Source organism: Brevundimonas sp. LM2 (assembly GCF_002002865.1).
Lineage (GTDB): Bacteria > Pseudomonadota > Alphaproteobacteria > Caulobacterales > Caulobacteraceae > Brevundimonas.
This window is the reverse complement of record NZ_CP019508.1, coordinates 1979676-2001481: the sequence shown is the minus strand read 5'-3', so window position 1 is coordinate 2001481 and position 21806 is coordinate 1979676. Positions and strand designations below refer to the sequence as shown.

The 21806-nt window shown below is 69.4% G+C and carries 15 protein-coding genes; 7 read left to right on the top strand and 8 right to left on the bottom strand.

Features of this window, described 5'->3' with window-relative positions; translation table 11 throughout:
• Positions 1-9: 9 nt before the first annotated feature.
• Positions 10-1041, bottom strand: a complete 1032-nt coding sequence (locus BZG35_RS09770; protein WP_253189141.1) for an SMP-30/gluconolactonase/LRE family protein — start codon at positions 1039-1041, stop codon at positions 10-12.
• Positions 1038-3395, bottom strand: coding sequence for a beta-glucosidase BglX (gene bglX / locus BZG35_RS09765; RefSeq protein ID WP_077355477.1), 2358 nt, complete (start codon positions 3393-3395; stop codon positions 1038-1040). Before bglX ends, BZG35_RS09770 begins: the two co-directional genes overlap by 4 nt.
• Before the next feature lie 117 nt (positions 3396-3512).
• Between bglX and BZG35_RS09760 the strand changes: the two genes are divergently transcribed.
• From BZG35_RS09760 to BZG35_RS09740, 5 genes are all read left to right on the top strand, one after another.
• On the top strand, positions 3513-4820 hold the full coding sequence (locus BZG35_RS09760) for an MFS transporter (protein ID WP_077355476.1): 1308 nt from the start codon (positions 3513-3515) through the stop codon (positions 4818-4820).
• Between the two features lie 167 nt (positions 4821-4987).
• The gene (locus BZG35_RS09755) at positions 4988-5551 is read left to right on the top strand and encodes an RNA polymerase sigma factor (RefSeq protein ID WP_253189140.1); all 564 of its coding nucleotides are present in this window, start codon (positions 4988-4990) and stop codon (positions 5549-5551) included.
• The gene (locus BZG35_RS09750; protein ID WP_077355474.1) at positions 5551-6576 is read left to right on the top strand and encodes a FecR domain-containing protein; all 1026 of its coding nucleotides are present in this window, start codon (positions 5551-5553) and stop codon (positions 6574-6576) included. The genes BZG35_RS09755 and BZG35_RS09750 overlap by 1 nt, the downstream gene beginning before the upstream one ends.
• A gap of 92 nt (positions 6577-6668) precedes the next feature.
• Positions 6669-9170, top strand: coding sequence for a TonB-dependent receptor (locus BZG35_RS09745; RefSeq protein WP_077355473.1), 2502 nt, complete (start codon positions 6669-6671; stop codon positions 9168-9170).
• A gap of 71 nt (positions 9171-9241) precedes the next feature.
• On the top strand, positions 9242-10654 hold the full coding sequence (locus BZG35_RS09740; RefSeq protein ID WP_077355472.1) for an alkaline phosphatase: 1413 nt from the start codon (positions 9242-9244) through the stop codon (positions 10652-10654).
• A 73-nt stretch (positions 10655-10727) separates the two neighbouring features.
• Here BZG35_RS09740 and BZG35_RS09735 read toward each other — a convergent pair whose 3' ends face one another.
• Positions 10728-11138: a hypothetical protein gene (locus BZG35_RS09735; protein ID WP_150126002.1), complete on the bottom strand. Its 411-nt coding sequence runs from the start codon at positions 11136-11138 to the stop codon at positions 10728-10730.
• 114 nt (positions 11139-11252) lie between these two features.
• Here BZG35_RS09735 and BZG35_RS09730 point away from each other — a divergent pair, with 114 nt between their 5' ends.
• Together BZG35_RS09730 and BZG35_RS09725 are read left to right on the top strand one after the other, a co-directional pair.
• A complete protein-coding gene (locus tag BZG35_RS09730) occupies positions 11253-11990 on the top strand; it encodes a Crp/Fnr family transcriptional regulator (RefSeq protein ID WP_171981930.1) in 738 nt (245 codons plus the stop codon).
• Between the two features lie 94 nt (positions 11991-12084).
• Positions 12085-12471: a hypothetical protein gene (locus BZG35_RS09725; protein WP_253189139.1), complete on the top strand. Its 387-nt coding sequence runs from the start codon at positions 12085-12087 to the stop codon at positions 12469-12471.
• Between the two features lie 221 nt (positions 12472-12692).
• On the opposite strand, the gene BZG35_RS09720 is transcribed toward BZG35_RS09725, so the two are convergent.
• Genes BZG35_RS09720 through BZG35_RS09700 form a run of 5 tightly spaced genes read right to left on the bottom strand, consistent with a single transcriptional unit; the run spans position 12693 to position 21796 of the window.
• Positions 12693-15725 (bottom strand): hybrid sensor histidine kinase/response regulator, encoded by a 3033-nt coding sequence (locus tag BZG35_RS09720; protein WP_077355469.1) that lies wholly within the window; start codon positions 15723-15725, stop codon positions 12693-12695.
• On the bottom strand, positions 15725-16645 hold the full coding sequence (locus BZG35_RS09715; RefSeq protein ID WP_077355468.1) for a response regulator: 921 nt from the start codon (positions 16643-16645) through the stop codon (positions 15725-15727). The genes BZG35_RS09720 and BZG35_RS09715 overlap by 1 nt, the downstream gene beginning before the upstream one ends.
• Before the next feature lie 2 nt (positions 16646-16647).
• Positions 16648-17985 (bottom strand): HlyD family type I secretion periplasmic adaptor subunit, encoded by a 1338-nt coding sequence (locus BZG35_RS09710; protein ID WP_077355467.1) that lies wholly within the window; start codon positions 17983-17985, stop codon positions 16648-16650.
• Positions 17982-20114, bottom strand: coding sequence for an ATP-binding cassette domain-containing protein (locus tag BZG35_RS09705; RefSeq protein ID WP_077355466.1), 2133 nt, complete (start codon positions 20112-20114; stop codon positions 17982-17984). The genes BZG35_RS09710 and BZG35_RS09705 overlap by 4 nt, the downstream gene beginning before the upstream one ends.
• On the bottom strand, positions 20111-21796 hold the full coding sequence (locus tag BZG35_RS09700; protein ID WP_077355465.1) for an ATP-binding cassette domain-containing protein: 1686 nt from the start codon (positions 21794-21796) through the stop codon (positions 20111-20113). The genes BZG35_RS09705 and BZG35_RS09700 overlap by 4 nt, the downstream gene beginning before the upstream one ends.
• Between the last annotated feature and the right edge of the window lie 10 nt (positions 21797-21806).

Sequence of the window (21806 nt, the reverse complement as noted above, 5' to 3'; positions counted from 1 at the left end):
GACGGTGCCTCAGCCGCGCGTCCGGGTCCGCAGGCGCGCGAGGAACGGCCCGGAGGTGATGAACAGGGTGCGGCCGTCCTCCCCGCCGAATTTGCAGTTGGCGGCGGCCGTGCCGGTGTCGATCCGGCCCAAGGATCGACCCTCGGGCGTCAGCACATGGACGCCGCCCGAGCCCGTCGCGAACAGGTGACCCTCGGCGTCGACGGCCAGTCCGTCGGGCAGGCCCGGGGCCGAAGCGCCGACCGTGGCGGTGAAGTCCCGCAGAACCCGACCGCCAGAGACCTGCCCGTCCGCGCCGAGGTCATAGGCCATGATGACGGCGCGGGCCGGGTCGGACTGGGCGACGTAGAGGGTCCGCTGATCGGGCGACAGGGCCACGCCGTTGGGGAAGGTCAGGTCGTCGACGAGCAGGGTCACCGTGCCGTCGGGGTCCAGCCGATAGACGCCGTTGTGCGGCTGCTCCTTCAGCGGCGACTCGTTCATGTCCTTCAGGCCATAGGGCGGATCGGTGAAGAAGATCGCGCCGCTGCGGGCCTGCACCAGGTCGTTGGGCGAGTTGAACCGCTTGCCGCCGTAGCGGGTCGCCAGCAGGGTCTTGGCGCGCGTGGCCAGATCGACCCGGGCGATGGCGCGATTGCCATGGTCGGCCATCAGGATCGATCCCGCCGGCCCCGCGATCAGGCCGTTCGAGCCGGGCTCGCGAAAGCCCGAGGGGTCCGGTCCGTCATAGCCCGAGGGGGCCAGGAACACCGCGGCACCGTCGGCCTCCGACCACCGATGGATGCGGTTCTGGGGCACGTCGCTGAACAGCAGATAGCCGCCGTCGGCGATCCACACCGGCCCCTCGGACCAGGTGAAACCCTCGGCCAGTTTCTCGATCCGGGCATCGGGCGCGATCAGGCGATCCAGGGCCGGGTCGTCGCGCACGATGCGGCCGACGGAGGGGTAGACCTGGGCGGCGACGGGCATGGGCACGCTCTGGCAGGCGCCGATGGACAGGGCGGCGGCCCCGGTGATGACGGTGCGGCGGGACAGGGTCAAGCGACGGGCTCCTCGGAGGACGGGGTGGCGATGGCGGCGGCGGGGATGTCGCTGACACCCTCGGAGGTGATGGTGAAGGCGGCGCGCGCCCGAATGTCGGCGGAGGAGGCCCCGACCATGACCTGGATCTCGCCGGTCTGGATACGCCATCCGTCGGGGTCCCAGAAGGCGACCTGCGCGGGGGTCAGGGTGAACCGCACCCGCTTGGCCTCGCCCGGGACGAAGGCCACGCGGCGGAAGCCACGCAGCTCCTGCACCGGGCGGGACACGGCGGCGACCGGATCCCGGACATAGAGCTGGACCACCTCGTCGGCGGCGACGTCGGACACATTGCGCACCGTGACGCTGACCTCGACCGAGCCGTCGGCGGCGACCTCGGTCGTGCTTAGCCGCAGGTCCGAGTAATCGAAGCTGGCGTAGCTGAGGCCGTGGCCGAAGGCGAACAGCGGGGTGATCGGCTGGTCCCGGTAGCGGGCGGTGTCGCGCACCAGGTCTTCGGCCGCCGGGCGTCCGGTCGGCAGGTGGGCATAGGTCAGGGGCGCGGCCCCGCTGGCGCGAGGGAAGCTGATCGGCAGGCGGCCGCCGGGCGAGACGCGGCCGGTCAGGACGTCGGCGATGGCCGGGCCGGACTCGACGCCTAGAAACCAGGTCTCGAGGATGGCCGGCGCACGCTCCGCCAGTTCGGGGATCGCCAGCGGCCGGCCGTTCATCAGCAGGACCACGACCGGCTTGCCGGTGTCGAGCACGGCGGCGGCCAGGGCGTCCTGCGCGGCGCTGAGGCCGATGTCGGTATAGGAGCGGGCCTCGCCCGAGCGGTCGAAATGCTCGCCGACCACCAGCAGGACCAGGTCGGATGCGCGAACCACGGCGACGGCCTCGGCCAGGGCATCGGCGTCGGAGATCTCGACCACCGCCTGGGCCCCCTCCCCCGAGGCGGTCACGGCGATGGCCTGGGCCGCCTCGGGCCGATAGCCCTGGGCATAGGTCAGGGTCGCCTGCGGCAGGGCCTCGCGCAGGGCGGGCAACAGCGGCCGGACGTCCTCGACCTTGCCCTGGGCGCGCCAGCTGCCCAACGAGGAGTTGGCGTCCTCGGCCAGGGCCCCGATCACGGCGATGCGGCGCACAGAAGCGGCCAGGGGCAGCAGGCCGCCGTCGTTCTTCAGCAGCACGATCGAGCGCCGCGCCGCCTCGCGGGCGACGGCGCGGTGTTCGGGGGTCAGCATGGCCGCGGCCTCGCGCGCCGGGTCGGTGCGGCCATAGGGGGCGTCGAACAGGCCGAGACGCTCCTTGGCCGTCAGCACGGCAATCACCGCCTGATCCAGCATCGGCAGCAGGGCCGAATCGGCCTCGACGGCCCCCTTCAACTGGGCTGAATACAGATTGCCGGCCATGTCCATATCGACCCCGCCGCGCAGGGCCAGGGCCCCGGCCGCCTGCGGCGTGGCGGCGATGCCGTGGTTCAGCAGTTCGGGGATGGCGTTCCAGTCGCTGACGATCAGGCCGTCATAGCCCCACCGGTCCCGCAGCACGCCGCGCACCAGGGCCGGATGAGCGGTCAGGGGCACGCCGCCGATGTCGTTGAAGGCGGTCATCATCGATCCCGCCCCGGCCTTGGCCGCCGCGTGGAAGGGCGGCAGGTAGACCTCGTGCAGGGTGCGGTCGGTGATGTCGGCGCTGTCGTAGTCGCGCCCGCCCTCGGCCGCGCCATAGCCGACGAAATGCTTGGCGGTGGCCAGGATCGAGGTGGGATCGGCCAGCGACGTTCCCTGATAGCCGCGCACCTGGGCCGTCGCCAGGACGGAGCCGAGATAGGGGTCCTCCCCCGCCCCCTCGACGACCCGGCCCCAGCGGGGGTCCCGGGCGATGTCGACCATGGGCGAGAAGGTCCAGTTCAGCCCGGCGGCGGTGGCCTCGACCGCCGCGACCCGCGCGGTCTGCTCCATCAGCGCCGGATCCCAGCTCGCGGCCAGGGCCAGGGGGACCGGAAACAAGGTCTTGTAGCCATGCACCACGTCCATGCCGAACAGCAGGGGCACACCCAGGCGGGACTCCTCGACCGCCATTCGCTGCAGCTCGCGGAGCTGGGCGGCACCCGCCACGTGCAGGAAGGAGCCGATCTCGCCCCGGCGGACCCGGTCCAGGGCGGCGGCGTCCAGACGCGAGTTCAGCGCCCGCTGGCGTCCCCCGGGGATCTGGTTCAGCTGGCCGATCTTTTCGTCCAGCGTCATGCGGCCGAGCAGGTCGCGGACACGCGGTGACGGCCCGGCGGGCGTCTGGGCCCCTGCGGAACCGGCCATCGACAGACACAGTCCGACCACGGCGGCGACCAGGGCGACACGGGGGCGTCTCAGCATGGCGAAATCTCTGACAGCGTTGTCAACGGGGGTCGGTTACCCCTAAGCCAAGCCCGGGCCGTCGCAAAGCCGGGATCGCCGGCGGTGGCCATCGCGCAGGAAGTTAGGGAGAACGGGATGACACAGGACCTGGGCGCGGCGACGCTGCGGCGGATCACGGCGCGGCTGATGCCGCTGTTCTGTCTGATGTATCTGATCGCCTATATCGACCGGCAGAACGTCTCCTACGCCAAGCTGCAGATGGCCGACGCCCTGGGCATGAGCGAGGCGGTCTATGGCCTGGGGGCCGGGCTGTTCTTCATCGGCTATTTCCTGTTCGAAGCCCCCGCCAACCTGGTGCTGGCCAAGGTCGGGGCCCGGGTCTGGTTCACCCGGATCATGGCCACCTGGGGCCTGATCACCATTGGCCTGGGCTTCACCAGCAGTCCGGCCATGTTCTACATCCTCCGCTTTTTGCTCGGCGCGGCGGAGGCGGGCTTCTTTCCCGGCGTCCTCTATGTCCTGACCCTGTGGTACCCCCAGGCCCATCGCGGGCGGATGATCGGCGCCTTCATGATCGCGAGCGCCGTGGCCAATGCGGTCGGGGCCCTGATCGGCGGGGCCCTGCTGGATTTGGACGGGCTGATGGGTCTGGCGGGCTGGCAGTGGGTCTTCATCGCCACCGGCATCCCGGCCGTGCTGCTGGCCCCCTATGTGCTGTGGCGGCTGCCGAACGGGCCGGACACGGCCCCCTGGCTGGCGGCGGACCAGAAGGCCTGGATCGCCCGCACGCTGCAGGCGGAGGCGGACGCCAGCCCCGATCCGGGTCACACCTCGGCCTGGCGCGCGATCCTGGACCGCCGGGTCCTGCTGCTGGCCCTGATGTACGTCGGGTTTCCCCTAGCCGCCTATGGGCTCAGCTACTGGCTGCCGACCGTGGTGCGGGGCTTCGGCGTGTCCAACACCGTCAACGGCATGCTGAACGTGATCCCCTGGGTCCTGGTGGGGTTGGCCCTGTGGTGGCTGCCGCGCCATGCGGCGCGGGTCGGGCACAGCGCCTGGCATATCGCGGGTCCCGCCCTGATCGGGGCGGCCTGTCTGGTGTTGAGCGTGATCGCCTCGGACCCGGTGGCCCAGTTCGCCCTGCTGTGCATCGCCGCCCCGGCCATCTTCGCGGCCCAGCCGGTGTTCTGGAGCCTGCCGCCGACCTTCCTGCGCGGGGCCGGGGCGGCGGCGGGGATCGCGGCGATCAACTCGATCGGCAACCTGGGCGGCTTCGTCGCCCAGACGGTCGTGCCCGCGATCAAACAGGCCACGGGCAGCGACATCCTGCCGATGCTGTTCCCGGCCCTGTGCCTGACGATCGCGGCGGGCCTCGTCTTCGTCGTCCTGCCCCAGCTGACGCGGGGGGCGGGTAGCGGCGAGGGTTCGAGACGCGCAAGCTGAGCTCGGCCTTCAGCGTTGCGCGGAGAAAATCGCGAGACAGGACCCGAAGACGGATGCGGGTCCGGGGATGCCCTGCGTTAGACCCTGAGGGCGAGCCATCGTCGCAGGGCAGCGCGCCCCGGCGAGGCTGACATCAAGGGGTTATGACTGTGTGGCATTCGGCGCGGGTGAGCGAGATTTCCGACGCAGATCTGTCCCTGACCGCGCCGGCCCTCACGGCCTCGGCCGGGTCCGAGGCCTTCGATGCCCTGTCTCGACGTCTGCGCCCCGCGCTGATGCGGTATTTCCAGCGGCGGACGGAGTCGGCGGCTGACGCGGAGGAGCTGGTCCAAGAACTCTTTCTGCGGCTGCTGCGGCGCGCCGACCTGTTCGCGCTGCAGAATCTAGACGGCTATGTGTTCGAGGCCGCCGCCAACCTGGCGCGCGACCGGGCGCGGCGGCAACAGGCGCGCGGCGGGCGCCACATCGATATCGACGACATCGAGCCCGCGGCCGACGAGCCCTCGCCCGAGCGCGTCGTGGACGGCCGCAAACGTCTGGATCTGATGCTGTCCGCCCTCGACCGCCTGCCGCCGCGCGCCCGGACCATCGTCATCCTGCGCCGGTTCGAGAGCCTGACCTACGGCCAGATCGCGGACCGCCTGGGGATCTCGGTCAGCGCCGTGGAAAAGCACATGGTCCGGTCCATGTCCGCCCTGCGGGCCGCGCTCGCGCAGATCGCCGACACCTGATGCCCGAGGAGCGCCCTTCCCTGACCCAGACCGCCCTGAACGACAACGACGACGATAGCGACGCGGCCGATCTGTGGTTCGCGCGGATGAACAGCGGCGACCCGGTATCGCCGGACCTGGAGGCGGCGTTCGACGCTTGGATTCAGGCCGATCCGGACCATGCCCGCGCCTATCGCGACTGCCAGATGGCCTGGATGGAACTGGGTCTGGGCAGTTGCGCGCCCCCGGTGCTGGCGATGCGCGCGCGCGCCCTGCGGACGGCGGCGGGCCCCAGCCGTCGCCGGCTTCTGTTCGGCCTCGGGGGAGCCGCCGTGGCGACGGGGATCGGCGGGGCCGTGTGGCTCGGCGCCGCCCCTTCCCCCGCCCGCGCCCTGATCGTCACGACCTCGGGCCAGCGCCTGACCGCGCCCCTGCCCGACGGGTCACGGGTCACCCTGGCGCCGCTCTCGCGCGTGCGTCTCGACTTCGACGATCGGCGCCGAGGCCTTCGTCTCGAGGCCGGACAGGCCTTTTTCGAGGTCGCCCACGACGCGGCGCGGCCCTTCGTGGTCGAGGCCGGCGACCGCCGCGTGACGGCCACGGGAACGCGGTTCCAGGTCACGCTGGCGGGGGGCCGCACAGACGCGGAGGTCGTGCTGGAACAGGGCGAGGTGATCGTCGCCTCGCGCGACGCCGCCTTCGGGGTCCCGCGCCGCCTGGCCCCCGGCCAGCGGTTGTCGGCCGCGAAACGGGCGCGCGTCGAACCGGTCGACGTCGAGACCGCGACCGCATGGCGCGTGGGTCGCCTGGTGGTGCGAAACCGTCCGCTGAGCGAGGTGGTGGCGGACTTCAACCGATACTCCGGCGACCGGCTGATCCTGGGCAGCCCGGACCTCGGGCCGATCCGTATTTCCGGGTCGTTCCGTTACGACGGCGCGCGCGAGTTCGCCCTGGCGCTGGAGGGCAGTTTCGGCCTCAGGGTGAAGGGGGTTGAGCCCGGCGTCTGGCGCATCGATTTCCCTGACGGAGTGACTACGGTTCCGTGAAATTTCCGAGACGGGATGGGGATCGTCATCGTCGCCCGCGTTCCTGAGAGCGAACCGGCCGGGACCGGGCACATCGATTTCAGGGGCATATCATGATCGTTTCTAAACCGCGCCGCGGCGCCATCCGACGCGGCCTGTTCGCCTGCTGCGCCGTCGCGGCCCTGGCCGCGGGCGCACCGGCGCTGGCGCAGTCGACTGCCCAGCCCGTCGCCTTCTCCATCGAACGCCAGGCGCTGGAGACGGCGCTGACCCGCTTTGCCGGCGCGGCCGACGTCCAGGTCCTGTTCTCGCCGGATCTGGTCCGCGACAAGCGCGCCAACGCCGTCACCGGCCTGTTGTCGCCCGTCGAGGCCCTGCGCCAGCTGCTCCAGGGTTCGGGTCTGACCGCGACCCAGGTCGGCGAGCGCACCTTCTCGCTCTCGGCGGCGAACGCCAGGGCCGGTGAAGCCGTCGCGGTCGACGACGTGATCGTGACCGCCCAGAAGCGCGAAGAGCGGATTCAGGACGTGCCGCTGGCGGTGACCGTGGTCGATGGCGAGGACGCCGCGCGCCGGGGCATTTCCAGCGTCGTCGGCCTGGTTGACGAGGTTCCGGGCGTCTCCATCAACTACGCCTTCGGCGGCACCAACTATGGCCTGATCAGCATCCGCGGCATCGGGGGTGCCGACGACTACAAGCCCAACGGCAACCCGTCCGTCGCCCTGCACGTCGACGGCGTCTACCAGACCTCCAACGCCTATCTGGGCCTGCCCCTGTTCGACCTGGAGCGGGTCGAGATCCTGAAGGGACCGCAGGGGACCCTCTACGGCCGCAACACCACGGCCGGCGTGATCAATGCGATCACCCAAGGGCCGACCGAGCAGCACGAGGGCACGGCGCGGGTCGAATACGGCAGCTATGACTACACCGCCTTCGAAACCGCCTTCGGCGGCCCGGTGTCGGACCGCGTCGGCGTGCGGGTGGCCATCCTGGCGGAACAGGGCGGCGGCTTCATGGACGGCGCCGGGGCCGGCGATCTGGCCGGTTTCCGCCTGTCGGTCGGGGGGGTGGTCCAGAACCAGATGCCGCCGATCCTCGACCCGGGTCGTCGCGAAGGGTTCGGCGACAAGAACCTGATCGCCGGTCGGGGGACGGTCGCGATGGCGCTGGGGTCCGAGACCGATCTGACGCTCAAGCTGTTCGGCAGCCGCGACCGCGGCGAGACGCGCCAGTACGACCGGATCTCTGCCGCGCTGGACACCAATGTCGCCAACGCCGGGGAAAACGATGACCCGTTCGAGTTCTACTCCGCCGAATATCCGACCCAGGACATCGACATCTACGGCGCCTCCGCCACGCTGGAGCACGCGCTCGGCGACAATCTGAACCTGACCGTCGTGGCGGGGGCCCAGGGCACGACCCGCGCCGTCCAGGGTAATGGCGACGGCTCGCCCTATCCGGCCTCCCGCTTCGACGCCGACGAGAAACTGAGCCAGGCCTCGCTCGAGATCCGGCTGGGCGACGACACCGGCGGGCGCTTCGACTGGATCGTCGGGGCCTTCGCCGTGTCCGACGAGATCGATTTCGACACCCGCTGGACCAGCTATACGGCGCGCACGATCTACGACAACCTGCACGAACAGACCCGCGACAGCCTCGCCGCCTTCGGCCAGGTCGACGTCCGCGTCACCGATCGGCTGCAGCTGTCCGGCGGCCTGCGCTATACCCGCGACGAGGCGACCTTCAGCGGCCGCAACGACGACCTGAACCCGTGGCGCATCTCGACCTTCACCACGACCTTCGCCACGACCAACCCCTTCATCTGGGATCGCGCGTTCGAGGACGACAACGTGTCGGGCCGCATCACCGCCAAATACGACGTCACCTCCGACCTGAACGTCTTCGTTTCGGCGGGAACCGGCTATCGCGCGGGCGGCTTCGACGGCACCTCGATCTTCACCCAGGCCGAGACCCTGCCGTTCGAGTCCGAAACGGTCACGTCCTATGAGGCCGGTCTGCGGTGGACGACCGGGCGGTTCCGGCTCTCGCTCGACGCCTTCGCCTACGACTTCGAGGAACTGCAGGCCACCACCCGCCTCGCCAACGACACCAACGGCCGGGCCAATGTGGGCGAGGCCGAGACCTCGGGCATCGATGTCGCGATCAACGCCGTGGTGTTCGAGACCCCGACCCAGACCCTGGACGTCGATCTGTCGGCGGCCTTCCTCGAATCCGAGATCATCTCGTTCAGCTCGGCCCGCGTGGCCGACGTTCTGGCCACGGTGGGCGACCCCCTGCCCGGCGCCCCGGACGTCACGGCCACCCTGTCGATCAACCACGGCCTGACCTTCGCCAACGGCTGGGCCCTGCGCTCGCGCCTGGGCGTCTCGCACCATGGCGAGGAGTCCAACCGCCTGAACGCCATCCCCGGCAATACGGCCGAGGCCTATACGCTGGTGAACGCCCGGTTGGACCTGGCGACCCCGGGGGACTGGTCGGTCTATGCCTATGGGCGCAACATCACCGACGAGGTCTATTTCCCCGAGTTGAACGGGGCCTCGCGCCTGGTCGGTGCGCCCGCGACCTACGGCGTCGGACTGCGCTACGACTTCTGACGACCCTCGCGCCGCCGCCCGGCCCGGCGGCGGCGCGACCCTTTCCGTCCGGGCATCCAAGTGAGGCCGTCATGCCGGTGAATCGCCGAACCGTCCTCGCCACCGCCTTGGCGAGCGCGACGCCCGGCCTGGCCCTGGCCCAGTCCAACCTCGACTGGGTCGGCATCAAGCGGCTGATGCAGGGCCCCGTCCTGGGGTGGTGCGCGTCCGAACGCGCCGTGGTCTGGACCCGGGCGAGCGGGCCCTGGCCCGTCTGTATCGAGTACGACCGGGACCCCCTGTTTTCCGCTCCGCGGCGGACCGCCGCCATGCCGGCCGATCCGGCCCAGGACCATGTCCAGGTCCACACCCTGTCCGATCTGGAACCGGGCGCGACCTATGCCTATCGCGTCATCGTCGACGGCAAGCCCAATCCGGACGACGCGGGGCTCGAGCCCTGGCGGCTGACCACCCCGTCCGTCGCGGCCGCGCGCTTCCGCCTGGCCTTCGGGTCGTGCGCGCGCCGGGCCCGCTATCCGGTCCAGCCGATCTGGGGGGCCATCGAGACGGCGCGACCCGATCTGTTCGTCTGGGCGGGCGACGCGGTCTATGCCGACAGTCTGGAGCCCGAGATCCTCGCCGAGGAATACCGGCGGCAGCGCGACCTGCCCGAGATCCGTCGCTTCATGGCGACCACGCCGCAGTTCTGCATCTGGGACGACCACGACTACGGCCTCAACGACCAGGACCGTCGGCATCCGGGCAAGGCCGCAGCGCTGGAGACCTTCAAACGCTACTGGCCCAATCCCGCCGCCGGCCTGCCCGACACGCCCGGAGCCTTCTTTCGCTGGTCCCAGGGCGGAATCGATTTCTTCTTCCTCGACGTCCGCTATCACCGCGACCCCAACGAGGCCCCGAACGTGGCGGGCAAGACGATGCTCGGCACCGCGCAGCGTGACTGGCTGCTGCAGGGACTGAAGGCCAGCCAGGCGCCGTTCAAGGTGCTGATCTCCGGCTCGGGGTGGAACGACGGCAAGGTCGAGGGCGCGGATTCCTGGGCCTCGTTCACCCACGAACGGGACGCCGTCTTCGCCGAGGTCATGCAGGCCGGGGTGACCGGCGTCGTGCTTCTGTCCGGCGACACCCATTTCGGCGAGATGAACTGCCTGCCCTGGTCGCAGCGCGGCGGCTACGATCTCTACGAGTTCGTCAGTTCGCCCCTGGCCCAGGACACGGTCGATCTGTACCTGACCGGCCGGCCCGTGATGCGGGTGCGCCAGGCCTTCTCGGCGGACGTCAATTTCGGCGTCGTCGACTTCGATCTGACCGCGGCCGATCCGACCATCCGGTTCGAACTGCGCGACGAAGCCGGCCAGGCGACCTGGCCTGCCGTCCTGCTCCGGGCCTCGGAATTGCGCCCCGGCGTGACCTCGTGGCCGACGAAGCTGGATAACCTGTCCGCGAGACGATGGGCCGCAAGCCAGGCCGGCGCGGGCTACTACTGAAGCGGCGGTGTCGCGGCGGAAGGTCCGCGGCGCGGCCCGCCCTTGCGCCGACTCGACATGCGCAACGCCATTGTCAAAACACGCTGTGGAGATCCGCCAGCCCCGAGGCGAGGATCAGGGCCAGGGCGTCGTGCGACGCAGCCAGCGGACGGGTGAACCGCAGGGTGTCGCAATCGGCCAGACGCGCGCGCCGCACGGCTTCGTCCAACAGGGCTTCGGCGATGGGTCGGGGCTGGGTGAGATCGAAGGCCACGAGGCGGGCGATCTCCAGCACCGGAAGCCGGTCCGGAACGGCCAAGATCCGGTAGAGGATCAGGCCGCAGGGCCGACCCGCGTCCTTTCGGGCGATGAGCGCGCTGCCGTGTCCCGCATTCGTCGCATCGGCCCCGAGATCGCGGCGCCACTCCGCTTCGTCGAAGCGCGCGTAGCCGAGCCTGGCCAGAACGAGGGCGTCGTCCAGCTCATCGCATCGCAGCGGGGTCACGATGAAGGCCATCCGGCCATGGGCGTTTGAACCGGCACCGCGCCTTGATCTGGCGCAATCGTTTGTTTCGAAACCGCGAAAGGCCTAGCTTGCGACCATTGTCAGGATGACCCGATGCTCGAGCTCAAGGCCCTGCCCGCCGGATGTGCCGACCGCCGTCCCAGCAACGCCTGCGACGCCTGCGGGGCGCGACCCCTGAGCGTGTGCGCCAGCATCGATCCTGCCGATCTCACCCGCCTCGACTCTCTGGCGGAGCACGTGGTCCTGAAGGCGGGAGCCACCCTGACCCGCGCCGAAGACCCGGCGCTGCATGTGTTCAACATCACCTCGGGGTCGGTCAGGGTCTACAAGCTGCTCGCCGACGGGCGTCGCCAGATCGTCGGCTTCCTGTTCACGGGCGATTTCCTGGGGCTGGCGACGGGGGACGCCTACGTCTTTTCGGCCGAGGCGATCGAGCCGGTCACGGCCTGTCGCTTCCGCAAAAGCGACTACCGGACCCTGATCCGCGAGACGCCCGCGCTCGAGACGGCGCTGCTGGATCGCGCCAACCACGAACTGGCGGCGGCCCAGAACCAGATGCTGCTGCTGGGTCGCAAGACCGCACTCGAGCGCGTCGCCACCTTCCTGATCGACCTCCCCAGCCATGATCCGGCGCGGCGGGGCCCGGAGGGCGTCGTTCATCTGCCCATGACGCGGGCCGAGATCGCCGACTATCTGGGTCTGACCATCGAGACGGTCAGCCGGATCCTCACGCGGCTCAAGACCCAGGGGGTGATCCGCCTCCTGTCCCTGACCGAACTGCGGGTCGAGCGCCCCGAGGTCCTGCGGGCCCTGGCCGAGGGCGAGGCCTGAGCCCGCGGTTTGACCGAGGTCAAAGACGTCGGCGAGGTCCGTCCCTAGTCGGATCGAGACGTGGATAAGGCCGATCGGCGTCTCGGAGCCCGCCATGTCCCTCGTCGCCCTCGCCTGCGCGGAAACGCGCAAGACCCTGCGCACGGCCGCTCTGATCGCCCGCTACGACGCCAACCTGCCGCGCTACACCAGCTATCCGACCGCCGCCCATTTCACGCCCCAGGTCGGGGCCGCCGACTGGGCCGACTGGCTGGGCCGGGTGCCGGCCGAGGAGGCCGTGTCGCTCTATGCCCACATCCCGTTCTTCCGGACCCTGTGCTGGTACTGCGCCTGCAACACCCGGGCGGTGAATCGGGCCGAGACGATCCGCAGAGTGAGCCAGCGCCCGATGGCCGACCGGACGCCCCTGCTCGAGGGCGGCGCGGTCACGCCGAACGCAAAGCGCCGCCCCTGGAATACAGGGGCGGCGCTTTGTCGGTGATTTGGGTGCGGGAGCCCGCACTGGCCATCATAGTATGTTGCGGACGGTGGAAGTTCCGGCGTGAGAACGGCTTCGGTCAGGTGAGACGCAGTGCTTCGCGACTTCGCCGGACGATGGCCGTTAGAGGTCGAGCGCCTGACATCGCCCTATACCTCGGAACTCGGCAAGTCAGGACACACCATGGCTCGTCTCGAATGGTACCGCCGCCTCTTTCGCCGAAATCACGACGCCAGGGCGAGAGACACCTCCATCCGTCGGTCGATCTGAACGAGGGTGGCTGCGAAAGCCTGACCCATCCTGGATCGAAGGTCTTCGAGTTCACTCGCCTCGATCCGACGACCAGTCCTCAGGCGCGTTTCCATGGCTTCCGCGAGAGCCGCAAGGCCGGTAGCACCCACGATCCGGCTGCCACTCTTGATGGTGTGTGCGGGAAGAATCCCGTCGGCGATGTTCCCCATCGAGAGCGCTCTCTGCAGAGCCTCGAGATGGCCTGCGGTATCGGTTCGGTAGATGGCGATCAAGGTGCCGAAAGCGCGCACGGTTCTGCGCGTCTCATCGAAGGCCTCAGGATCGAACAGGGCGATCGGCTGGCGCGTCGCGGCCGATGCTGCCGATGCCGCCAGTGCCGCCGCCACGGTCGACACCGGGCCGCCCTCATTGCCCGCCGCCGGGCTCGGCCGGACCCCCTCCGGGCCGGATGGCACAGTCCGGACTTTCAACGCTGCGGCTCGGGCCGGGGCGATCTGCCCAGGCCTCTCCACCGGCTGTCTTTGCCTCTCCATAGGTTCAGGGGGAGACGGGATCGCGTCGATGGCCAAGCCCGGTTTTGGTGCCAGCCCCGGGAGCTTGTTGAGCACCGCCACGAGATCGCGCTTGCTGATGGGCTTGGCCAGGAAGTCGTCCATTCCCGCGGCCAGGCACGTCTCCCGATCGCCCTTCATCGCATTCGCCGTCAGGGCGATGATGGGCACATCGCGCAGACGGCCAGCCCCCATCAGGGACTTCAGGGTTCGCGTGGCCTCATAACCGTCCATCACCGGCATCCGACAGTCCATCAGGATGACATCGAAATTCCCCCCGTCGGCCGCGGCGATGGCCTTGCGGCCGTCCCTGGCCGTGGCGACCTCGAACCCGAGATCCTGGAGCAGTTCCGAGGCGACGATCAGGTTGACGTCATTGTCATCCACCAGCAGTAGCCGGCGGCCCGTGAACATAGGGGCGCTCGCCACCGGGGCGGGGGGTACCGCGACCGGCAAGGCCGATACAGGGCGCGCGGCGCTCAGATCCATTGCCGCCTGGCCCAGGGCTTCAGGCAGGAAGGGTTTGATCAGCACGCGGTCGAACGAGGGATAGGACCGGTGGGTCTGGCGGTCCGCCAGGAGGATGGACCAGGCCGATCCCTCGCCGGTCAGGGCTGCCCGGACCGACAGCCAGCCCTCGCGGGCCTCATGAATGTCGTTGGCTTCGTCGATGACGATACCGGCCAGAGGGGGGGCGACCCCGCTCTGCAGAGCCTCGGCCAGGGCGTCGAAGGAGGCATAATGCACCACGGCGAAGGCGGCGCGCTCCAGCGCGGACCCGGCGATCCGCCTGACCGTGGCGGACGCGCCGACCAATCCGACCGTGCCCTGCTGGACGACGGCGGGCGCGCCCCTGTCGCAGCGCGCGATCCGGACGGTGGCCACGAAGGTCGACCCCCGGCCGAGTTCGCTCTCACAGCTCACGCCCCCGCCCATCAGGCCGCAAAGCTGCTGGCAGATCGACAGCCCGAGGCCGGTGCCGCCGTGCGTCCGGGTGATGGAGTCGTTGGCCTGGACGAACCGTTCAAACAGCCGCTTCTGCTCTTCGGGCCCGATGCCCAGGCCCGTGTCCGTGACCGCGATCCGCAGCGTCGCCGAGCCGGAGGCATCGGACTCGCAGCGGGCCCCGATGGTCACCTCGCCGTTTTCGGTGAATTTGATGGCGTTCGAGACCAGGTTGCCGATGACCTGGCGCAGACGCGTCGGATCGACCAGGCCAAACCGAGGGACCGACCCGTCGAGGTCCAGCATCAGGGTGTTGCCCCTCTGGCCCGCCTGCCCGTTGTAGAAGGTGCCGATGTCCTGCAGCAGTTGCGGGATGTCGGTCTCGACCGGATCGACGGCCATCATGCCGTCCTCGAGCTTGGAGACGTCGAGGATGTCGTTGAGGATCGCCAGCAGGGACGATCCCGAGGCGGCGATCTGCCCGGTATAGAGGGCCTGCTGTTCGGTCAGGTCGGTCCGCGACATGAGCTCGGCCATGCCCAGGACTCCGTTCAGCGGCGTACGGATCTCGTGGCTCATATTGGCCAGGAAGGTACTCTTCGCCTCATTGGCCCGTTCAGCCTGGTCTACGGCGTTGCGAAGCCGTGCGGCCTGCTCGACGCGTCGTCTTTGCGAGCGAAGGACCACCATGGCCAACAGGAGGAAGACCGCCAGCAGTCCGGCGGTCACCATGATCAGCGGCCCCGTCTGTTTCGAGGTATGGGAAAAGGCGAACACGGGCGAATAGTCGCGCGCGAAGCGGACGGCGATCTGCCTGTCGCGCGCCGGTACGAGTCGGTCGGACCAGGTCGGGCGCGAGTTGGCGCGCCATGCGATGGGCATGCCGTCGCTCTCGGCGGTGATGGACGACAGGGCGGCGCTGTGGGTTTCGGCGCTGAGCTCACGCGCCAGAAGGGCCAGGGAAAGCCGACCATAGTAGATTCTGACCGCCTGATCCGCCTGGGCGGCGGGCCCGGTCTGGGCGAAGACCAGGTCGAGGGGGTCGGCTGAAGGGAAGAGAAGCGGGTAGCGCGAGGCCGGGAAGACCGCGATCAGGCCTGGGCTGCGGAGCAGGTCGCGGGCGATCTGCTCGCGATCGGACGCTGCCGGTCCGATCGCGCCCCGACCCGCCATGAAAGACCGGCCGACCGTCGAGCGGGTTTCGAAATAGCCGAGGTCCGTCAGGTAGGGACTGGTGCGGCTCGCCGTCTTCAGCTTCTCGGCCACCCTGTCTTCCGCGCCGGCTTCACTGAACGCGACCAGATCCTTGACCCGGACCAGGACCACGCTGGAGGCCGCCTCGCCCTGGGCCGCCAGGACTTCGGCTTCGTGATCGAAAGCTTCGCCGCTGGTCGCGATCGTCCTGAACCAGAGCCAGCCCACGAGGGCCGCGATGAGCACGAAGGCGGTCGCGAAGGCGAAGTCGATCGATGCAAGACGAAAGAAGCGCAGAAAGTTCGATCTATTCATCACCAGGTCTCCGTTTTCTCGTGTCGCATCAGACCGGCCACGGCATTGCCGGCGGCGTTGTAGGCCAGGGTGTCGAAGAGCACCGCCGCCCGGGCCACTCCCCGGCCGCCCTTGCTTCGGGCGGTCGACGGGTCTGCGCCGATCCGGGTGCGCCAGGCGAAACCCGGGCCGGGATCCTTGACCAGATAGTGGATCCCTTCGGCCTTGCGGGTCCCGCTCGCCTCGACCGTCCCGCTGACGCCGGAAGCCCGGCGCTGGAGCTCCGCCTGGAACGCCCCGCGGGCCGTGAGCTCCTCCTTGGCGGTCCGGCCGATCTGATACAGACCGTGCTCGATGGCGTTGCCGATCAGGGCATTCAGCCCCTGGAAGGCGCGCTCGGGGTCGGGTGCCATGCTGGCCAGAAGGCTGGCGACGCCCTCGACCTCGTCCGGCCGGTCGAGGGTGAACTGGGCCACCTGCAGATTGGCGAAGGCGGTCTGGTGTGTGCGCAGCGTCTGGCGGATGCGCTTCTGGCTGTCGTGTTCCTGCATCGCCGCACCGATGACCCGGTCCAGCAGGGCGTCGTCCACCGGCTTGGGCAGGTAGTAGAAGGCGCCCGCCGCCAGACCCTCGGCCTGGTCGCTCGGTGCGGAGGCGCCGGTCAGGAGAATGACCGGGAGCAGCCGCGTCGCCACCTCCCGCTTCAGCCGGCGGGTCAGGGCCAGGCCGTCCATGATGGGCATCATCCGATCGGCCAGCACGACATCGGCCCGATCGGGTCGCTCGCGGATCATCGCATAGGCCTCGGCCCCGTTCTGCGCCGTCTCGACCGAATGGCCGAGACGCTCGAGAACGTCCGTCATCATCATCAGGACGAGCCGGTCGTCATCGACCAGCAGGACGCGCCGCGCGCCGATCGACCCGGTGGAGGGGGAGACCATCGCTAGCGCTCCGAAAAGCTGGAATCGAGACCGCGACGGACCGGGCTCAGGAGATAGTCCAGAACGGTCTTGCGGCCTGTGATCAGATCGACCCTCAGCTCCATGCCGGGCAGCAGCCGGGCCCCCGACCGTCGCGGAAGGGTATTGGACTCCAGGGCCACGCGCGCGCGATAGAAGCGCAGTCCCTGGTCGTTGACGAAGGAAGACGGGGAGATGAACTCCAGCCTGCCCCTGGCCCAGCCGTACCGGGTGAAGTCGAAGGCCGTGACCTTGACCCGCGCCTCTTGCCCGACCTTCAGATAGCTGACCTGATCGGCCGGGATCTCCACCTCCGCGAAGAGCGGGGACGTCACCGGCACGATCGTGGCGAGCCGCCCCCCAGCGGGGATGACCTCTCCAAGCGAGTCCGGGATGATGTCCTTGACGATGCCGTCCACCGGGCTGCGCAGGACAAGATTGGCGTTGCGCTCGGTCGCCTTGGCCAGATCCCCCTCGGCTTCCGCCAGCCCCTCCCTCAGGACGCGGATCTGTTCGCCCAGCTCGAGATCCGATCTCGCGCTGAACGAGCCCATCGCGCGGCGGCTTTCCGTGAGGCGAGCGCGGGAGCCGTCGAGTTGCCGCGACAGAACCTGGACACGCCCCTCGGCCGCCACCCGCGCCCGCTCCTTCTCCGCCACCGTGATCCCGGCGACCAGGCCCTGGTCGGCCAGCCGCCGATACCGGTCGTACTCCTGCCGGACGAGCTCGAGATCACGGCGCGCGGTGGACAGTTCGATCGCGGCCGATGCCGTCGCCTCGGCCACCTGCGCGGACTGGGCCGCCAACTGGGCGCGTTCGAGGTCCAGCGCCTGGCCGCGCACAACGGCATTGGCCGCGCTCATCGCCGCCGCCCCGACGGCCTGCGGACCGGTGACCGGCCGCGACCCGGACCGCAAGGCCTCCAGCGCGTCGATCTGGGCCTGGATGTCCGCCGCCCTGCTGCGGGCCACCTCGAGGTCCTGCGGCGTGGCCCCGTCGGCAAGGCTCACGACTGCCTGTCCCGCCTTAACGATCTCGCCTTCCCGGACCATGATGGCGGCGACCCGCCCGCCCTCGAGATGCTGGAGCGCGCGTTCGCGAAGGGTGGGCACCAGCACGCCGGTGCCGCGGGACACTTCGCTGACCTGAGCCACGGCGCTCCAGCCCACGGCAAAGACAACGGCCATGGAACCGATCAGGGTGGCCCGCCGCACCAACCTCTGGGGGTAGGTTTCGGTGACGTTCAACGGACGCACGAGGCTGCGTGTCGCCTCGCTGTTGACGCGCAGCGACGGCACGCTGTGGACGGCGGTTTTCATCATGCGACACTCTCGAACAGTTGAGCAGGCGTGCTGACGCGCGGAACCTGCCCGTAGCGAAGCGCGACGATCCGGTCGGCGAGGCCGAGGAAATCGGACCGGTGCGAGACGAACAGGACGGTTCGCCGCCCCCTGGCCGCCCGGAGAATGCGCTTGAGATCGTCGCCCAGTCCGCCGTTCAGCAGGGCGTTGGGCATCTCGTCGATCAGCCACACTCGGCTGTCGATGAGCAGCGCTTGGGCGATGGCGAACCGGAAGCGAAACTCCGCGCCCTGGGTGCTGGCCGGCGGGATCCGCGCATCGAGGATGTCGGCGGCCCAGCCGATGCCGGTCAGCGCGAGCGCCTTGTGCAGTTGCGCCTCGCTGGCCAGCGGATTGGCGAAGGCCAGATTGGTGCGCAGCGAGCCCGGCAGGAAGCTGGGATCCTGCGGGATGTAGGCCACCCGGCGGCGGAGTTCTGCGGCGGAGAGTTGGCGCACGTCGACGCCCTCAACATGCAAAGCCCCCATCTGCGGGATGATCATCCCGTGGGCAAACTTCAGCAGGGTCGTCTTGCCCGAGCCGTTGCCGCCGGAGATGCCGATGACCTCGCCGGCGCGGATCGACAGATCCAGCCCGACGAAGACGGGGCGCGTGTCGGCGGTCCGGAATGTGGCGTTCAGGAAGGCGATATTGCCGAGAACCTCGGGCAGCCGCCGCTCGCTGGTGTCGTCGTCCTCCGTCGGGGTCTGCATGAAGGCATCGATCTGGGCGATACTCTTCCTGACCTGTTCCATCCGCGGCACCGCCAGACACAGGCCGTGGAACGGGGCCAGAGACACCATGCTGGCCAGCAGCAGCCCAAGCAGGTAGGCCGGCGCCAACCGGCCGGCCCAGATCTCGTGTACCGAAGCCACGAAGATGAACATCAGGCCGGCATTGAGCAGCACGCCGGCGATCGACTCGCTGGAGGCCCCCAGGAGCCTGAGACGCGCCTGGGCATTCTGGTCGGCGGCGATCTTGCGGATCTGAAGGTCCGCCCAGCGGTCCTGCAGTCCGCATTCCCGGATCAGCGACCGCTTCTCGAACGTCTCGATCATCATGCGTTGGGTTTCGGTCGCCTGATCGGCGACAACGCTGGTCTGGACGCGCACCCTGCCCCAGATGATCCAGAACAGCAGGCCATGGGCGGCCACCACCATGGCCAGGGCCCCGGCGATCGGGGGGGAGACCAAGGTCAGGACGATGATGACCGCCACCGCAATCGGCAGGTCCAGCAACATCACCGCGATCGGCCCGGACAGAAAGTCCCGCACCCCCTCGAAGGAGCGCAGCCGCGCCGCCTGGTTGCGCGCATTGGCCCGCTCGGAGACCTGGGGCGGCAGGGCCAGAAGCCGGGCGAAGGTGGCGGTGCTGACCAGATAGTCGAGCCGGTTGGCCACCCAGGCCAGCGTCCGCGTGCGGAGGGCGAACAGCTGGGTCTTCAGCAGGATCACCGCGACGCAGGCGACGGTGAAGAAGGGCACGGGCGTGAAATCGGCGAGGGCGAACACCTGGGCGTAGAAGGTCGAGGCCAGCAGCGGCAAGGCCAGGGCCGTGGCCACGATCAGCACGCTGATCAGGGCCAGAAGCAGCGGCACGTCGGTCAGATGGGCCGCGAGCGCCTGCATCCAGCCAAAACCGGTATGCTGCCGCTGCTCCGCGGCCGTGGCATGTCGGTAGCGTTCGGAGCGGAAGGCCCAGCAGGCCCACGACTGCGGTGTGTGGCGGGCCGAATAGACCCGGACCGTGCCGTCCGCATCATGCTCCCACAGGCCACCCGCATAGTCCTGGGTCACGATCCGGGGCGCCTCGTCGCGAGGGCCCGTCAGAAGCCACGGCCCGGTCGCCTCGCCGGGGACCTTCACCCGATGCGCCTCGAATCCCAGGTTGGCGACCGTCGCGAGAAGGGCTTCCCCCATCGGCATGCCGGGATCGGTGGGCAGGGCCCCGAGCAGATCCTTGAGCGCCGCGTCCTGGCCGGAATGTTCGCACAGGACGCTCAGAAGATGCGCAAACGCCGGCGCATCCGCCACGCGCGGAGCGTTGGCGCGGATCGCACCCGCCAGCGGAGAGTCCGCGCCGGGCCGGACGCTGACCGCCAGGGCGCTCATAGCTTCAGGGTCGAATAGGCACGGCTCCGTGCGGTGAAATCGTCGCGCAGCGTCAGGCCGCGCCCGTCAAGGCCGTAGGTGGCGTCCGCCAGCGCCGCCAGATTGGCGTCGTCGGTGGCCAGGACGATCGTGGCGCTGTGACGGATCCGGGCGAAGAACTGCACCATCCGGGCATAGGCGTCGCGGTCCAGGCCCCGATCGGCATTGTCGAACAGGATCACCCGCGGCCGCAGGACGAGCGCGCGCAGCAGGGCGATCTGCTGCTGCAGCCCCGGCGGCACGGCCTCTTCGCCCGGGCCGCCGACCACCGTCTCGACGCCGCGCGGAAGCTCGTTGAAGCGGGCTTCCATATCGAGCAGTCGGGCGACCGCCATGGCCTCCGTCAGGGACACCTCGCCGAACCGGGTGATGTTGTCCCGGATCGTCCCATCGAACAGTCGGGCATCGGGAGACAGATAGGAGACGAGCCGGTTGCGGTCAGACTGGGCGATATGGGCGATGTCGCGACCGTCGATCGTGACGAGGCCGCTTCTCGCGGGGACGATCCCGGCGATCGCGCGCAGGAGGGCCGTCGTGAGGATTTCACTGCCTGGAGCGATCGCGATCGTCCGTCCCGCATCCGTTGAGAAGCTGATCGGCCTCGCCCCGAAAGCCCCGGTCGCATCGTCGCTCGTGTCCAGCTCCACCGCATCAAGGACAAGATCCCCGCGCGCGCCCGCAACGCCGACCGGCGCGATCACGGCGTCGACCACCCCGGCCGAGAACGCCGCGATGGTCTCCTCCGCCTTGCGCAGATCCCGGGCCTGGACGAAGATGAAGACCGCCCTCTGCGTCGGTTCCACAAGCCGGCCCGCCAGCAGGATGATCGCCGAGGCCGCGCCGAGCGTCATGCCCTCGGTCACCAGCGTGGCGCAGACCACCAACAGAGAGGCGGTGAGCACCTGATTGGCGAGCTGGGCCTGGTTCATGATCCGGCCGACGAGGTCCGCCGTGGCCGTATTGGCGCGCGCCACCTCCGCCTGAAGCCGCTCGTAGTCCCGTGCCATGCGGTGCTCGACGCCCAGCCCCTTGACCGAGCGAACGGCGCTGAAGACCGAAAACAGGAATTCGTACCGCCGCTCCGTCGTGCGAAAGTTAGCTTCGGAACAGTCAGGCAGGCGGCGCGCGTGCCGATAGGTCAACGCGGCACTACCGATCACGATTAACGTTACTGTAAGACCGCAAATCCAGGAGATGTAATAAATCAGCAAGACGATCACGGGCGCGAAGAGCAGCTCGGCGCGCGCGACGATAAGCTGGCCGTTGATGCGGTCCTTCGTCTTGCTGAGGCTCGTCGCCAGTTCCAGACTGGCTGCGGCGGGCGATGCCACGACGAACTCTTGTCTGCGGACGACCCGGTCGCACAGCCAGTGGAGGCGTCGGGTCATGAACTGCCGGTCGACCGTGCTCATGATGTAGCCGCGCCCGAACCGGAGCCCGCCCTCGAGCACCGCGCACACCAGCACCAGGACGATCAGGACGTTGAGCGTACCCGTCTGGGGCTCGCGGATGACCCGCCCGAAGATCTGCTGAGCCGCCACGGGGAGGGCCAGGCCCAGGATGTTGATCGCCACGGTGGCGCAAAGGAGGGTCACGGCCGCATGGGCCGCGAGTCCATCCTGTTTCTGTATGGCCTGGTTCACCGACGGCTCT